Source organism: Demequina sp. NBRC 110052, from assembly GCF_002090075.1.
Lineage (GTDB): Bacteria > Actinomycetota > Actinomycetes > Actinomycetales > Demequinaceae > Demequina.
The window spans coordinates 115,419-131,031 of the sequence record NZ_BBRI01000004.1; the positions used below are offsets into that span (position 1 = coordinate 115,419).

The window sequence follows — 15,613 nt, forward strand, 5'->3', positions numbered from 1 at the left end:
CGTGGCGGGGCCCTACGCTGGTGGGATGAACGTCACCGTCGCCCGCATCGGACGCGCCCACGGCCTCAAGGGGGAGCTCTCGGTCGAGCTGCGCACCGATCTGCCCGAGGAGCGGCTCGCCCGCGGCGCCGTGCTCGCCACGGAGCCCGCGGACGCGGGTCCGCTCACGGTCGCCGGAACCCGCGTGCAGGCGGGCCGCTGGTATGTGAGGTTCGAGGAGATCACCGATCGGACCGCCGCCGAGGCGGCGCGTGGCGTCGAACTCGTCGCCGATGTCGATCCCGACGAGGAGGACGAGGCCTGGTTCGTCCAGGATCTCGTGGGGCTCACCGCAGTGCGGCCCGATGGCGAGCGGCTCGGCGAGGTCGTCGACCTCATGTCCATGCCCGCTCAGGACCTGCTCGTCGTGAAGCAGGCGGGTGGTCACCGCGCGATGATCCCGTTCGTGGACGAGTTCGTCGCCGACGTGGACCTCGACGAGGGACGCATCGTGCTCACGCCTCCGTACGGGCTGCTCGCGGGTGAGGAGCCCGAGGCCACCGGCGAGACCCGTGGGGAGGACTGAGCCCGTGCGCATCGACGTCATCACGATCTTCCCCGAGTTCTTCCAGGTGCTCGACGTCTCGCTGCTGGGCAAGGCTCGGCAGGCCGCCCTGGTGCAGACCCACGTGCATCAGCTGCGCGAGTGGGCCGCGACCAAGGCGGACGGCACGCCCGACCCGCACCGCACCGTCGACGACGCGCCTTTCGGCGGCGGAGCCGGCATGGTCATGAAGCCCGACGTCTGGGGCAAGGCCCTCGACGACGTGCTCCAGGACGGGGGAGTGCTCGTCATTCCGAGCCCCGCGGGAGTGCGCTTCACGCAGGCTCTCGCCGCCGAGCTCTCGAGCGCGCCGCAGCTCGTGTTCGCGTGCGGACGCTACGAGGGCATCGACGCGCGCGTCGCCGAGCACTACGCGCAGCAGGGCGTGCGCGTGCTCGAGGTGAGCCTGGGCGACTACGTGCTCAACGGGGGAGAGGTCGCCGCGTTCGCGATGATCGAAGCCGTCACGCGTCTCATCCCAGGCTTCATGGGCAACGCGGAGTCGATCGTCGAGGAGTCCCACTCCGACGGGCTCCTCGAGTACCCCTCGTACACGCGGCCCGCCTCGTGGAGAGGTCTTGACGTGCCCGACGTGCTCCTGAGCGGCCATCACGGCAAGGTCGCGCAGTGGCGCGCCGAGCAGCAGCTCTCACGCACGCGCGAGAGGCGCCCTGACCTTCTCCCGCCCGACGCGGGGGGCGGCCTGGACGCGTAGCCTGCCACCGCGTCGGGCGTGGGCTGGGCGAAGCCCGACGGGTGTGGCAGAATAGTGCGTCGGCGCGCCCGGCGCTCACACCTGCCACAGGGGGTGGAGCATCCGCCGGAGCGTGGCACTCATCACCGTAGCCTTCGGGCAGAACCGCATGGTGACCTGTGGCATGTGCGAGGAGAGACACGTCATGCAGAAGCTTGACTCTGTGGTCGCGGGCCAGATCCGCGACGACATCCCGGACTTCCGTGCCGGTGACACCATCAACGTCCACGTGAAGGTCGTCGAGGGCAACCGCTCGCGCATCCAGGTCTTCAAGGGCGTCGTGATCGCGCGTCACGGCAAGGGCATCGGCGAGACCTTCACGGTCCGCAAGATCTCGTTCGGCGTGGGCGTGGAGCGCAAGTTCCCGCTCAACGCCCCCACGATCGAGCAGATCGAGCTCGTCTCGCGCGGCGACGTGCGCCGCGCCAAGCTCTACTACCTCCGCGGTCTCCGCGGCAAGGCTGCGCGCATTCGCGAGAAGCGCGAGAGCTGAGCATCAGCGCATCCACCGACCGGCCGGCGGACCGGGGCACTGCCCCGTCCGCCGGCCGTCGTGTGTGGCTATGGGTGCGCGAGCTGGCGATCATCGTGGTCGCCGCGCTCGTCCTCTCACTGCTGATCAAGACGTTCCTGGTCCAGTCCTTCTGGATCCCCTCGGGGTCCATGCACCCGACCCTGGTCGAGGACGACCGCATCCTCGTCACCAAGTGGCGCCCGGGCCCGCTCGAGCTGCGTCGCGGTGACGTCGTCGTCTTCAAGGATCCCGGCGGCTGGCTCACCGGCGGCTCGGCGGCGAACGCCACCGGCCTGCCCGTACCGGTGAACGACCTGCTGGTGTTCGTCGGCCTGCTGCCAGAGGACGCGGGCGAGCACCTCGTCAAGCGGGTCATCGGCGTCGAGGGCGACGTGGTGAGCTGTCCCGACGCGGACGGCCCTGTGTACGTCAACGACGTGCCCCTCGAGGAGGACTACCTCGCCGAAGGCTCGCAGCCGTGCGGCATGGAGTTCACCGTGGAGGTGCCCGCGAACTCGCTGTGGGTCATGGGCGACAACCGCGACAACTCCGCCGACTCGCGCTACCACCAGGGCCTTCCAGGCGGCGGCACCATCCCGCTCGACTCCGTCGTGGGCACCGCTTTCGTGACCGTCTGGCCCGTCGACCACTGGGGCGGCATCGGCAATCCGCTCGTGGACACCGGCCAGGCCTGAGCCGTGCCCGTCTCGCTCGCGCACGAGAGCGCGCTGTGGGATGCGGGCGCCCGTGTGGTCGTCGGCATCGACGAGGTGGGCCGCGGCGCCCTCGCCGGACCCGTGAGCGTCGGCGCCTGCGCGGTCGAGCGCCGCGACGACTGGCCCGCCGGGCTGGCGGACTCCAAGGAGCTCACCCCGGCCAGGCGAGAAGCCCTCATCGACGCGCTGGCCGAGTACGGCGTCGGGCGGGCGGTGGCACACGCCGCACCGGCCGAGATCGACGCGTTTGGCATCGTGCGCGCACTGAGGCTTGCGGCGCTGCGCGCGCTCGCGGCGCTCGCCGAGGCCGGCACCGTGGCGGACGCGATCCTGCTCGACGGCAAGCACGACTGGCTTACGCCGCCCGCGGCCGACCTGTTCGCCGCCGCCGAGGGCGACCCCATCGTCGGGCTGGTGCCCACGGCGCCCGAACCTGTGCCCGTCACGATGGTCATCAAGGGCGACTCGCTGTGCGCGTCGATCGCTGCAGGCTCCGTGCTGGCCAAAGTCGAACGCGACGCGCTCATGGTCGCCGCCGCCGCCGAGCACCCCGACTATGGGTGGGCCGGCAACAAGGGCTACGGCGCCGCCGCGCACCTCGACGCGCTGAGGCGGCTCGGCCCGACGCCGCTCCACCGCCTCAGCTGGTCGTTGCCCGCGCGCGAACGCTGAGCACACTCGCCCAGCGCCGGCCGAGGCGGTCGATCCTCATCCGACCGCGCCAGCCACGTCCTCGTGCGTGCCACACCGCGCGACGACGCCCTTGGGCGACTCGGCGCATGCGTCAGCTACGGGTGGAAGACGGGGCGCAGGGAGCTCCATGCGCGCTCCCGCACGAAGACCGGGACCCTATGGCGCGGGGTTGTCGTCCGCACCGTCGCGCCCCCGCGCTGCGCCTCGCCCGTCCAGGCATCGCGCCACTCGCCGTCGGGCAAGTACACGTTCCAGTCCTCGCCGGGGGCGAGCACAGGTGCCACGAGGATGTCGTCGCCCAGCGTCCACTGCGGTGAGGCTTCCCAGACTGCCGGGTCGTGCGGGTGGTCGAAGAACAGCGGCCTCATGAGCGGGCGAGAGGTCTCGATCGAGAGACGCGCCTGCGCCTCGAGGTAAGGACGCAGGCGTTCCCGCAGCGCCACGATCTCGCGGATCTCCGCGATGACGGCAGCATCGCCGGACTGCTCGGCGATGTTCCAAGGGGTGCGGTCGCGCGAGGGCGTCCGGTGGTGATTGAACTCCGAGTGGTACTGCATGATCGGCACGAATGCGCTCGCAGCGAAAGCGCGCACATACAGCTCTGCATCGGGCACAGGACCGGAGAAACCCGCGATGTCCCAGCCCCAATACACGATGCCGCAGGTCGCCGCATTGAGGCCAGCCCACATGGACCACCGGAAGGCATCCCAGGTCGAGTTCTCATCGCCCGCCCAGAAGGCCCCGTGCGCCTGCGAACCGGTGAAGCCTGCGCGAGAGAAAGTGACGGGAGCCTTGCCCGCACGCTCGAGCAAGTCGCCGTAGGCCTTCGCATACGCCACGGGGAACTCGTTGTTGCGCTCATCGCCGCGTCCACCGTCGAGGTACACGAGCTCGTCGCCCCATGCGTGCTCGCCACCGTCGGTCTTGAAGCCATCGATTCCGATCTCGTCGACGAGGTACCGGCGCTTGTCCGTCCACCACCGTGCCGCGGCGTCATCGGTGAGATCGGGCATGAGCGACAGTGGGAACCACCATCCGCGGTTGCGGTACGGCCGCAGGCTGCCGTCTGGCGCCGGCTCCTGGATGACCCGTCCGTCGCGCACTGCCGCGGCGGCGTCCGCGGCCGCCTGCGCGGTCGGATGCGGACGCATCTTGATCAGCGGGATCTGCCACAGCAGCAGCCGCACGTCCTCGTCGTGAAGCGAGTCGACCATTCCCTTCGGGTCGGGCCAGGCGCCGTCCTCGGGGAAGGTGAAGTCCGCGAGGCTCAGCGGACCACCGTCGGCCCGAGGCGTGTACTCGGCATCACGCCATGCGGTGAACGTCGACTCGTCGCTCCACGCCTCGATGACGACACTCCCGATCGGGATGCCGTGCTCTCGGTGAAGAGCGACCTGGCGCTCGACCTCAGCCTGGGTGTTCCACTCGTTGCCGGAGGCCCACAGCCCGAACACCCAGCCCGGCAGCTCCCGCGACCGACCGACTCGGGAGAGGAACGCGTCCAGCACCTCTGCGGGAGTGCCGGTGAAGGTGCGCACCGAGAGCGCGGTGAGCGCTTCTACAGGCGCGTCGACGACGGCCTCGACGGCCATGAGGTCGCTGTCTGCGGCGCCCACGTCGAACCACACGCGACGCGAGGTCTCCACATGGAAGCCCCACCCGGAGCCGCCCACCACGTGTGCGAACGGCATCGGCATGTACGTCCGTCGCATCGCTCCCTGGCTCTTGTACTGCTCGAACAGCTGCGAGTCCAGCGCGGCGCCTCGCTGATCGATCGCGTCGAAGCGCTCGCCGAAGCCCGCGACATGCTCGCCGCGTGCGAGCGGCAGAGCGAACGAGACGCGTGCGATCCGGGTCGGGGTGCACAGCGCGCGCACCGAACCCGGGACGACAGCCACAGCCGCTCCCGTCACGTCCACCAGCGAGTCGTCCGCAGTGCGCCACGCCGCCACCTCCGAGCGGAACTCGCGCGTGCGCGCCGAGCCCGCGTCGCCTGACGCCGAGAAGCGGTACGTGATGCTCGCGGCATCGTCGGGAACGTCCAGCTCGGCCTCCCAGCCGCCCGCGCCGCGCTGCTGGCGCGCCTGTGCGGACGCGAGATGCCCACCGTCCACTACCTGGCCTCGCGAGCTTCGCGAGACGCGGGAGCACGGGACCTCGAGGTCCTCGCGGGCCCCGTCCACGCGAGTCACGGTGAGGTGGAGCACGACAGTCGTGGCGTCGGTCGTGGCGCGGGCGCCGAGCCGCAGCGGCTCGCCGGCGACGGGAAGTGTGGGGGAGCGCTGCTCGGTGTCATCGGTGTACGGATGGCCGGAGCCGAGCGGGACGTGGCGGATTCTCATGCGTGGATCTCCTGGTTCAGTCGCAGCACCATCGCGTGAGACCACAGGAGCGGGGTGGCGACGGGCCCCCAGCGGTCGATCCATTCCTGACGGTGCTCGGGCGCGAGAAGGTGGTGGGGGACCTGCTCCGGCAGGTCGAGTTCGGAGGTTGCCTGGGCGGCGGCCCAGGCAAGGTACTTCGCGGCGGTGTCACGCTCTCCGAGCGCGGCGTGCGCGAGGCCGGCGAAACAGCTCAGCAGCGGCCATTGACCCCCTCCGTAGAACACGTCCGCTGCGAAGCGGTGCACACCATGGTCGACGGCGAGGTCGCGTTCGATGGCGGCGAGGGTCGCCGTCGCCACCGGATGCTCGGGGGGTATGACACGCAACGGAGAGATGAGCGCTGCGAGCGAACCGTCGACGGCTGACGACCCGATCCACTTGACGAGATGTCCCTCGCGCACGCCATGTTCCAGGATGTACTCCACGACCCGCGCGGCGGTGTTCGTCGCGTCGCGAGAGCGCCGGTCATCGAGCACGCCGAGACGTGCCGCGGCAGTGAGCCCCGCTGCGATGCACCCGAGCGTGGAGACATGGACGTGCTCGTCGTGCTCCTCCCACCAGTCGAAGCACGGTCTGCGCCACGAGGCGACCAGGTAGTCGACCGTGAGCGTCACTGCGTCGGCGTAGGGCTGAGGGTCCGTGCCGTGACGCGTGACATGCTCGCCGAGCGCCCACAGCCACGTGCCGAAGCCATCGAGCTGGAAGTCCCACCACTCGTCAGCCCCGCGGCCGCCGTCGAAGGTGAAGCGTGCAGGCAGCATCTCGTCGTCCGGCAAGGGATCGTCGGCAGCGGCGCGCGCAACCGCGCTGCCGATGGTGCCGGCGTAGCGGCGCACTACCGACGCGCACCAGGTGAGGAACTCCGCGGCAGAGTCGTCATCGCCGACCGCCGACATGCCGTCGGCGATGAAGGCGCCGTCTCGGAACCAGGAGTAGCCGCGATACGCGGAGAAGGTGGGGCTTGCGGGATACGCGCCCTCGGACGTCTGAAGCGCCCGGATGAGGGCGCGCGAGTGCGTGATCAGCGCTTCCGATGGCGTGCCGATGGCCGCGGTCATGAGGAGCTCGTTTCGGTGGGTCTGGGACGGTCCGGCGGCGGCTGGGCCGCCGCCGGACCTGTCAGGGGGTGTCAGCCGAGAAGATCGTTGATCTTCGACTCGGCGTTGGCGAGCGCCTCCTCGGCGGTGATGCGGCCCGCTGCGGCTTCGGTGAGCTCGTTGCCGATGATGTCCTGCATCTGGGCCTGGTTGTCGCCGATGATAGGCGGCAGCGCGATCCCATCGAGCGAGTCGAACACGGCCTGCCTGTTGTCAGGGTCTCCCTGGTCGAGGTAGGTCGACAGCGTGGCGGTGTCGGAGATCGCGGGGAGCTCCCAGCCGGTCTCCAGGCGAACGTCGACCATGGTGTCCGATGCCGACAGGAACTCGGCGAACAGCGCCGCAGCATCCTGGTGCTCCGAGGTGGCGGAGACCGCGACCGCGTTGGAGAACACTGCAGAGGCGTTCTGCACGTCGCCGGGCTCGACTGCGATGTCCCACGCGAAGTCCGAGCCGTCTGCCGCGCCGAACATCCAGATGCCCGTGTGCCACATGCCGAGCTTTCCATCCGCCCACAGCGAGGTATCGAAGTCGGCGGTACCGGCGCCCTGCTCGGCGGTCGGCATCACGGTTCCGCTCTTCTCGACGAGCCACTCGGCCGCCGCGAGTCCCTCGGGCGAGTTGAAGGCCACCGCGCTGCCATCGTCGGTGAGGAACTGACCACCGGCCTGGACGAGAGCCTTGTAGTACTCGTAGTACGAGATCGGCTGGTAGTCGCCCCACACGCCCGCATCGGCGTCGGTGAGAGCCTCGGCCGCGGCGCGCTCGTCGTCCCAGGTCCAGTCAGACGTCGGGTAGTCGAGCCCCGCGGCGTCGAACAGATCCTTGTTGTAGAACAGCACCACGGTCGAGAACGAGGTGGGCAGGGCGTACTGCACGCCGTCCGTCGCGTAGGCCGCTGCGACGTCGCCTCGGTACGCAGAGGTGTCGACGCCGTCGAGCGGCGCGAACACGCCAGACGGCTGATACGCGGGGTATGTCGCGTACTCGATGTCGAAGACATCGGCCGTCGTGCCGGCGGCGAGGTCCGTCTGGAGCACCGTGAAGTAGTCGGCGTAGGGGAGTGTGGTGACATCGACGGTGATGTACGGGTACTCCGCCTCGAAGGCGTCGACAATGGTCTGGAGGTTCTCCTCGTTGCCTCCGTTCGAGATGAAGTTGGAGTAGGTGATGGTCACCGGCTCCATGGCGTCGGACGTCGCGCTCTCGCTGACCTCGGTGCCATCCGTGGAGGATGAGCACGCTGCAAGGGCCAGACTCAAGGCGGCGACGCTGCCGATCCCACTGAGAATTCGCTTCCGCATTTCGTGTCCTTCGTAGTGGATGTCGACCCGGGTCACTTGATCCCCGAGCCTGCAACGCCCTGGATGATGTACTTCTGGGCGAAGATGTAGATCGCGAGCATCGGGAGGATGCTCACGATGGAGCCGGCCATCATCACGTCCCACTCGGTCGTGAACTGCCCCTGGAGCGAAGCCAGGGCGAGCGGGAGCGTCTTCATCTCCTCGGAGCGGAGGATGACGAGCGGCCACAGGAACGCGTTCCACGAGCTCATGAACGCGAAGATGGAGAAGGTGGCGAGCGCAGGGCGCACGTTCGGCAGGATGATTCGCGCGAAGACCCTGACGTGGCCGGCGCCGTCGATGGTCGCGGCCTCATCCAGCTCGCGAGGCACCGTCACCATCGCCTGACGGAGCAGGAACACCCCGAACGCGGACGCCATCGTCGGAAGAATGACGCCGAGGTAGCTGTCGATCAGTCCGTAGTCCCGCATCTGTTCGAACAGCGGCACCAGCAGCACCTGCATCGGGATCATCATCGTCGCGAGGTACAGCGCGAAGATCACCCGACGGCCGGGGAACTCGAACCGGGCGAAGGCGTAGGCGGCAGTCGCGGAGGTCGTCACCTGGATCACCGTGACCGCCACAGCGAGTCCGACGGAGTTCAGGATCACTCGCGCGAACGGCGTGGAGGTGAACAGTGTGCGGTACGCCTCGAGCGAAGGCTCGGCCGGGATGAGGCTCGGCGTCGCGGAGAGCCCGGCGCCTGAGGTGAGAGAGGTGCTCAGCGTCCACAGGAAGGGGAACACCATGGTCAGCGCGCCCGCCACCAGCAGGGCGTTGACGAGTGTGCCGGTCCAGCGTCTAGACATAGTTCACCCACTTCCGCTCGCCGCGCATCTGGCCGAGCGTGATGAGCAGGATCACCAGGAACAGCACCATCGACAGGGCGGAGGCGAGGCCCGCCTCTCCGTAGCGGAACGTCATGTCGTAGATGCGCATGACGACCACCTCGGACGACCCGTTCGGTCCTCCGCCGGTCATTGCATAGACCTGGTCGAACACCTGGAATCCGTTGATCAGGGTGATGACGACCACAAAGAACAGTGCAGGGGTGAGCAGCGGGAGCGTGATGCTTCGCAGGCGCCGCCACCAGCCTGCGCCGTCGATCATGGCCGCCTCCTGCACGTCGGTCGGCAGCGCCTGCAGACCTGCGAGGAGCAGCACCATGACGTAGCCGAGGTCCTTCCACGCAGACGCGAGGATGATCGACGGCATCGACCAGGCGGGGTCCGTCCACCAGCCGGGGCCGTCGATGCCGATCCACGACAGCGCCTCGTTCACGATGCCGACCGAAGGGTTGAGCAGCCAGCGCCAGACGATCGCGACCGCGATCCACGAGGTGACGACGGGAAGGAAGTAGACGCCGCGCAGCAGGTTGCGGCCACGGAACGCGCGGTGCAGCCCGAGCGCCAGCGCGAGGCCTCCGACGAGGGTGAGCGGCAGCACTCCCAGCACGTAGTAGAGCGTGTGCAAGAACGCGGCGGCGGTCTCAGGATCCGAGACGAGATCCGCATAGTTGTCCAAGCCGACCCATGACTTCTCGGACAGCAGATTCCATTCATGCAGACTCGTCCACGCCGCGCGGAACATCGGATACACGACGAACAGCAGCAGCGGAATGGCAGACGGTGCCAGGAAGAGATAGGCGGTCGCGGTCGCGCGGCGCTGACGGCCACGCGCGGTGGCGGTCGGCAGGAGCCGAGTGCGGGCGGCGGTCGCGGTCATGCGTGTTCGCCTGCCATCGAGCTGATGAGGCGCTCGCGCACGAGCTGGCCCTGCTCACCCGAGACTCCCTCGGCGTCGAAGGGCGTCGAGAGGACGAGCGCGGCGGCGCCCTGGGCCCACCGATCGTCCTGCCACCGCTCGACCACGACGCTGACCCCGCGCTTGCGGGGGATCACGCCCGCCCTCAGGGCCGGCTCGAAGGAGGAAGACCAGTGCTCCCACGCCTTCGCGCCCTCGCCGAGAACGACGATCAGCTCGGGATCGAGCGTGTTCGTCAGACCCGCGACGACGCGTCCGAGGAGCCGTCCGGCCGTGGAGAACAGAGCGAGCGCTCGTGTATCGCCGTCGTCGGCGGCGCCCTGGAGAGCTTCGATTCCGGAGTCTGCGGGGATCACGCCCTCTGCCACGGCCGTGGCGACGAGTGCCTGCTCGCCGATGACTGCCTCAAGGCACCCGTGGGCGCCGCACTGGCAAAGCGGACCGTCCTCAGCCACGGGGATATGCCCGATCTCGCCTGCGTTGCCTGAGCTGCCGCGAATAATCGCATCGGACGCGACGATTCCTGCGCCGATTCCTGTTCCGATCGTGACCACGAGGAAGTCCGAGTGCCCGCGGCCAGCGCCGAACAGTGATTCTGCGAGCGCGAGCGCGTTGACATTGTTGTCGATGAGGACGGGAAGGTTCGTCGCGGCTCGCAACGCGGATCCCACGGGAGCCTGTGACCATCCGAGCTGGGTGGAGTCGACGATGCCCTCAGACTGGGCGAGCACGTTTCCTGGGAGGCCTACGCCGATGCCGACGAGCGCACTGTGCTCCGCTCCCGCGATGAAGGTGGCGACCGCGTCGGCGAGGCGGCCCACGGCGACGGGCGCGGATGCCTCGAAGGGGTCGGTGTGGGCGCGCACGACGCGGCCGTCGATGGAGACCTCGACGAGCGTCAGGTGGTCAGGAGCGATCTTGACGCCGATCGCGCCGCCAGACCGGGTCGCCAAGCCAAGCCGTTGCGCGGGACGGCCTCCGCTCGAGGGGCCATGCTCGAGCTCGATCAGGAGCCCGTCGGCGATGAGCTCGCGGGTGAGTCGCGTGACGAGTGCGGGGGAGATGCTCAGCGCGCGGGCGAGGTCGGCGCGAGAGGCGGGGCCTTGCGCGCCGATGCGCGACAGGATCGCCGACCGGTTCACATCGCTGCGGGGTGAGATCGAGCTCACTTGTTCACTCCTTTGTTTACAAGTAAAGGTACTGTAGAACTAAGTCGCGAACGATGTCAACCACGATGCCCCGCTCGACGTGGGCGGCGTCGGCTGCGCCCACGTCGTCCGGTCATCGGACACAATGGTCGGGTGAGCAGCGAGGACCTTGAGAACTACGAGACCGAGGCGGAGCTGGCGCTCTACCGCGAGTACCGCGACGTCGTGGGCCTGTTCCGCTACGTCGTCGAGACCGAGAGGCGCTTCTACCTTGCCAACAAGGTGGACCTGCAAGTGCGGGCCTCCGGCGGCGACGTCTACTTCGAGGTCTCCATGACCGATGCGTGGGTGTGGGACGTCTACCGCTCGGCGCGCCTGGTGAAGAACGTCCGCGTCGTGACCTTCAAGGACGTCAACATCGAAGAGCTCGCGCACGACGACGATCAGACGATCCCAGACATCCGCCAGCTGCGCGGGCGGTAGCACCAGGGGCGCCGAATACTTCGGTACCTGTCAACTTTGACGGGCCGCCGTCGCGGCGGCCACAATGCTGCAAGAGTCCGCGCTCGCGTATGCGTGAGCACCCCGGGCGGACTCCGAGCCCGAGGAGTCCCCATGAGCGAGGCACCAGGCGCCGCACGCGCCGAAGCGACCGACACCCCCGACCGCCGTTCGATACTGCTGGTCTTCGTCGGGCTCATGACAGCGATGCTGCTGTCAGCGCTCGATCAGACGATCTTCTCCACGGCGCTGCCGACCATCGTGGGCGAGCTCGACGGCGTGGACCACATGCTGTGGGTCACCACGGCGTACATCCTCGCTGCGACGATCATGATGCCCGTCTACGGCAAGGTCGGCGACCTCGTGGGGCGCAAGCCGCTGTTCATCGCCGCGATCGTGCTGTTCATGATCGGCTCGATCGTGGGAGGTCTGTCGCAGGGGATGACGGAGCTCATCGTCGGACGCGCGATCCAGGGCCTCGGCGGCGGCGGGCTCATGATCCTCGCGCAGGCGATCATTGCGGACATCGTCCCCGCACGTGAGCGCGGGCGCTACATGGGCGTCATGGGTGGCGTCTTCGCGCTCGCCTCCGTGGTCGGACCGCTGCTCGGCGGATGGTTCACGGAGTCGGTGAGCTGGCGGTGGTGCATGTGGATCAACATCCCGCTCGGCGCGCTCGCAATCGTGTCCGCGGTCGTGTTCCTTCACCCGCCTCACCAGAATCGTGCACGTCCCCGGCTCGACGTCGCGGGCATGATGCTCATCGCTATCGCGTCGGCCTCGCTGGTGCTGTTCACGTCGTGGGGCGGTGGTCAGTACGAATGGGGCTCGCCCATGATCCTGTCGCTCATCGCTCTCACGATCGTCTCGGGCGTCGCGTTCGTGCTCGTCGAGCGCCGTGCCGCCGAGCCGATCATGCCTCTCATGCTGTTCCGCCGTCGCAACTTCGTGCTCACCACGTCTGCGGGACTGCTCATGGGCATTGCCATGTTCGGCACCCTCGCCTACATGCCCACCTACCTGCAGATGGTCGCCCAGGTGGATGCGACCTCGGCGGGGCTGCTCATGATCCCGATGATGGGCACGATGCTCCCGACGTCGATCATCGTGGGCCGCCGCGTGTCCGCGACCGGTCGCTACAAGCTGTACCCGGCCATCGGCGCCGTCGTGATCGGCATGGCGATGTTCCTGCTGTCGTCCATGACCTTCGACCAGCCCATCTGGCAGACGTGCCTGTACCTCGCCGTGTTCGGCGCTGGCCTGGGCCTGCAGATGCAGGTGCTCGTGCTGATCGTCCAGAACACATTCCCGCTCAGCATGGTCGGCACGGCGACGGCCGCGAACAACTACTTCCGGCAGATCGGGGCCTCGCTCGGCGCGGCCGTCGTAGGGTCGATCTTCACGAGCAACCTCATCGAGCTGCTGACCGAGCGGCTGCCCGGCGGCGCGGGAGCGCTCGGCGACGCGAACTCGATCACGCCGGGTGCCGTGCTCGAGCTGCCGCAGGAGATCCAGGACGTCATCGTGAGCTCGTACAACGATGCGCTCACGCCCGTCTTCCTGTACATCGTGCCGCTGTCGTTGCTCTCGCTCGTGCTGCTGATGTTCGTGCGCGAGGTTCCGCTGCGCACCACGCTCGACCGCGAGCCCGCCCTCGAGCCGTCCCACATGGACGGCCCCGACTACTACGAGGACCAGGCGCCCGCCGCGCCGGGCCGTCCTGGGATCGCGCAGGACTGAGCCGCACGCTCGACCCCACTCGCGCGCTCACCTCACCCCGCGCGCTCCGTCTCGCCCGGCGCGCTCGACCCCACTCGCGCGCTCCGTCTCCCGAAGTGACGGCTCAGGGCCGACCATGTGGTGGGACACGCCTTTATTGGTGCGCCTGACCGTCACTTCGGGAGAGGTGGCCAGCGCGGCGCCGGAGCCGGACGGCGCCACGCGGCCAGGCGCGTCAGGCCCCCTCTGTGGGGCCCTCGACCCGCACCCAGGGCCCTCACGCCTCCGCGCTCGATAGAAGTTGCAAAGAAACTGTTGCAAAGAAACCTTTGCACACATACGCTGTGAGGCATGACCGCCGCTGAGAAGCCTGCCGAGGGCAAGAGCCACCGCTGGAAGGACGCCCGCCAGGCGGACTCCGCGCAGCTCAAGGGCCTCGCGCATCCCCTGCGCATCGCCATCTTCGATGCGCTCACGACGTATGGCCCCGCGACCTCCGCGATGCTCGCCCATCGGCTGGGGGAGTCGACCGGGTCGATGAGCTACCACCTCCGGCAACTCGCCCGGCACGGGTTCATCGTCGACGTCGAGGACGAGGGCACGGCGCGCGAGCGCTACTGGCGACGTGCCCCTGGCGCGCTCGCCATCGGACCCGCGGAGGACGATCCTTCGCCGGCGATGCGCAGCATCACCCACTCGCTCATGCGCGAGATCAACTCGCGCGCGGCCCACCACGTGCAGGAGTTCGTCGACCGCGCCGAGGACGAGCTGCCGCGCGAGTGGATGGAGGCGTCGTCCATCTCGTCCGCGTCGATGGAGCTCACCGTCGAGGAACTCGCCGAGCTCGTCGACGAGGTCTCGGCGCGCATTGCCGCGAGGCGCCAGGCGGACGGTGGCCCCCGTGGAATCCCTGGCGCGCGCCGCGTCCAGATCCAGTTCCATGCCTTCCCTCTGATGGATGCGGAGCCCACCCCATGACAGATGCCGCCGCGCGCCCCGGGCGCGACAGCCTCGGACCTGCCTTCGCGCGCCTGTGGGGCGCCGCGATCGCCACGAACCTCGGCGACGGGCTGGCGCGTGTCGCTGTGCCGCTCGTCGCGGTCTCCCTTACCCGTGACCCGCTCGCGGTCGCAGTCCTGGGAGGGCTCGCCGTCCTTCCGTGGCTCCTGTTCGGCATCTATGCGGGCGTGATCGTCGATCGCAGCGACCGCCGACGCGTGCTCGCGTTCGCGAACGTGCTCCGCTTCGCGACGGTCGCCGTGGTGGTGGTCGCGCTCGCGACCGGGTGGGTGAGCCTGTGGCTGCTCGCGGTCGCGACCCTGCTCTTCGGGGTGGGCGAGGTGCTCGCGGACAACGCGACGAACGCGATCATGCCGGCGGTGGTGCGCAGGGATCAGCTCGACCGCGCAAATGGTCGCATCCAGGCGGCACAGGTGGGCGTGGACATGTTCGTGGCCACCCCGCTCGCGGGAGTCCTGTTCGCGATCGCGGCCGTGGTGCCGCTGCTCGCGGCGGGCGGCTCGTTCGCCGCGGTGGTGGTGCTTGCGCTCTCGCTGCCCGCCGCGGCGGCGCGCGCCCAGCGTCGGTCGGTGCCTGTTGAACCCGAGGGGCTCGACGCTCCGACGCCGCTCGTGGTGGTGCCGTCGGCGGACCCGGCCGACGCGGTGGCCGGGGGAGGCGTCGACCTCGCCGAGCCTCGGGTGGGCGCGAAGGAGGGCTTCGTGTTCCTGTGGCGGCACCGGTGGCTGCGCTCCATGGTGCTGTTCACGTCGATCATCGCGGCGCTGCTCACGTTCGCACAGGCGAGCACGATCCTGCTGTTCCTCGACACGTTCGGCGTCCCGGAGGCGGCGATCGGCGTCGTGACCGCGGGCATCGGGCTCGGCGGCCTTGGCGGCGCCCTGTTCGCGCCAGCGCTCGTCGCGCGCCTGGGACGTGGGCGCACGATGCTGCTCGGCACGCTGCTGGGGGGCGTGGGACTGCTCGCGACGGGACTCGCGCCGCATGTGGCGGTCGCGATCGCCGCATACGCCGTGGGCGCGTTCGGCGTCGGCACGTGGAACGTACCGTGGGGTGCGGCGCGCCAGGCGCTGATCCCGCCGCACCTGCTCGGCCGCGTGCTCGGCCTGGGCCGCACGATCGGCTGGGGTCTGATCCCCGTGGCGTCTCTGATCGGCGGCCTCGTGGCGCGGACATCGCTCACCCTGCCGCTCGTGGTGGGCGGTGCTGCGGTGACGGTCATGGGCGTGCTGGGGGCTCGCCTGATCCTCGACGTGGACCGGCAGGAGCCGGCGGACTACGACGACGAGGAGCTCGGAGAGGACTCCGAGGACGGCGCAGTCGCCGAGGAGCGCGTCGTCCCCAGCCCCGCCAGCTGAGCGGTCCGTCCACAGATCG

15 protein-coding genes are annotated in these 15,613 nt (G+C 69.2%); 9 read left to right on the top strand and 6 right to left on the bottom strand.

Annotated elements, in window-relative coordinates:
- Positions 1-25: 25 nt before the first annotated feature.
- The 5 genes from rimM (at position 26) to B7K21_RS11425 (ending at position 3,239) form a co-directional block, all read left to right on the top strand.
- Positions 26-565 (top strand): ribosome maturation factor RimM, encoded by a 540-nt coding sequence (gene rimM, locus B7K21_RS11405; RefSeq protein WP_084075662.1) that lies wholly within the window; start codon positions 26-28, stop codon positions 563-565.
- Between the two features lie 4 nt (positions 566-569).
- Complete coding sequence (trmD, locus tag B7K21_RS11410; protein WP_084075663.1) at positions 570-1,298, top strand: tRNA (guanosine(37)-N1)-methyltransferase TrmD; 729 nt, start codon at positions 570-572, stop codon at positions 1,296-1,298.
- 184 nt (positions 1,299-1,482) lie between these two features.
- The gene (rplS, locus tag B7K21_RS11415; protein ID WP_084075664.1) at positions 1,483-1,830 is read left to right on the top strand and encodes a 50S ribosomal protein L19; all 348 of its coding nucleotides are present in this window, start codon (positions 1,483-1,485) and stop codon (positions 1,828-1,830) included.
- A gap of 74 nt (positions 1,831-1,904) precedes the next feature.
- Positions 1,905-2,546 carry a signal peptidase I gene (gene lepB, locus B7K21_RS11420; protein ID WP_234989297.1) on the top strand — a complete coding sequence of 214 codons (642 nt, stop codon included), beginning with the start codon at positions 1,905-1,907 and terminating at the stop codon, positions 2,544-2,546.
- 3 nt (positions 2,547-2,549) lie between these two features.
- Positions 2,550-3,239, top strand: a complete 690-nt coding sequence (locus B7K21_RS11425; protein WP_084075668.1) for a ribonuclease HII — start codon at positions 2,550-2,552, stop codon at positions 3,237-3,239.
- Positions 3,240-3,355: 116 nt separating this feature from the next.
- On the opposite strand, the gene B7K21_RS11430 is transcribed toward B7K21_RS11425, so the two are convergent.
- The 6 genes from B7K21_RS11430 to B7K21_RS11455 all read right to left on the bottom strand — a co-directional run bounded on the left by B7K21_RS11430 (position 3,356) and on the right by B7K21_RS11455 (position 11,017).
- On the bottom strand, positions 3,356-5,602 hold the full coding sequence (locus tag B7K21_RS11430) for a TIM-barrel domain-containing protein (RefSeq protein WP_084075670.1): 2,247 nt from the start codon (positions 5,600-5,602) through the stop codon (positions 3,356-3,358).
- Entirely contained in the window at positions 5,599-6,702 is a 1,104-nt protein-coding gene (locus tag B7K21_RS11435) for a glycoside hydrolase family 15 protein (protein WP_084075672.1), read from the bottom strand. Before B7K21_RS11435 ends, B7K21_RS11430 begins: the two co-directional genes overlap by 4 nt.
- Positions 6,703-6,773: 71 nt before the next feature.
- Positions 6,774-8,045, bottom strand: a complete 1,272-nt coding sequence (locus B7K21_RS11440; protein ID WP_084075674.1) for a sugar ABC transporter substrate-binding protein — start codon at positions 8,043-8,045, stop codon at positions 6,774-6,776.
- Between the two features lie 32 nt (positions 8,046-8,077).
- The gene (locus B7K21_RS11445; protein WP_084075676.1) at positions 8,078-8,893 is read right to left on the bottom strand and encodes a carbohydrate ABC transporter permease; all 816 of its coding nucleotides are present in this window, start codon (positions 8,891-8,893) and stop codon (positions 8,078-8,080) included.
- Positions 8,886-9,809, bottom strand: coding sequence for a carbohydrate ABC transporter permease (locus B7K21_RS11450; protein ID WP_084075678.1), 924 nt, complete (start codon positions 9,807-9,809; stop codon positions 8,886-8,888). Before B7K21_RS11450 ends, B7K21_RS11445 begins: the two co-directional genes overlap by 8 nt.
- Complete coding sequence (locus B7K21_RS11455; protein WP_200806311.1) at positions 9,806-11,017, bottom strand: ROK family transcriptional regulator; 1,212 nt, start codon at positions 11,015-11,017, stop codon at positions 9,806-9,808. Before B7K21_RS11455 ends, B7K21_RS11450 begins: the two co-directional genes overlap by 4 nt.
- A gap of 132 nt (positions 11,018-11,149) precedes the next feature.
- Between B7K21_RS11455 and B7K21_RS11460 the strand changes: the two genes are divergently transcribed.
- The 4 genes from B7K21_RS11460 to B7K21_RS11475 all read left to right on the top strand — a co-directional run bounded on the left by B7K21_RS11460 (position 11,150) and on the right by B7K21_RS11475 (position 15,594).
- Positions 11,150-11,479, top strand: a complete 330-nt coding sequence (locus tag B7K21_RS11460; RefSeq protein ID WP_084075680.1) for a DUF2469 domain-containing protein — start codon at positions 11,150-11,152, stop codon at positions 11,477-11,479.
- 132 nt (positions 11,480-11,611) lie between these two features.
- A complete protein-coding gene (locus B7K21_RS11465) occupies positions 11,612-13,237 on the top strand; it encodes an MDR family MFS transporter (protein WP_084075682.1) in 1,626 nt (541 codons plus the stop codon).
- Positions 13,238-13,567: 330 nt separating this feature from the next.
- Complete coding sequence (locus B7K21_RS11470; RefSeq protein WP_084075684.1) at positions 13,568-14,194, top strand: helix-turn-helix transcriptional regulator; 627 nt, start codon at positions 13,568-13,570, stop codon at positions 14,192-14,194.
- Positions 14,191-15,594 carry an MFS transporter gene (locus B7K21_RS11475; protein ID WP_084075686.1) on the top strand — a complete coding sequence of 468 codons (1,404 nt, stop codon included), beginning with the start codon at positions 14,191-14,193 and terminating at the stop codon, positions 15,592-15,594. Before B7K21_RS11470 ends, B7K21_RS11475 begins: the two co-directional genes overlap by 4 nt.
- Positions 15,595-15,613 lie beyond the last annotated feature (19 nt).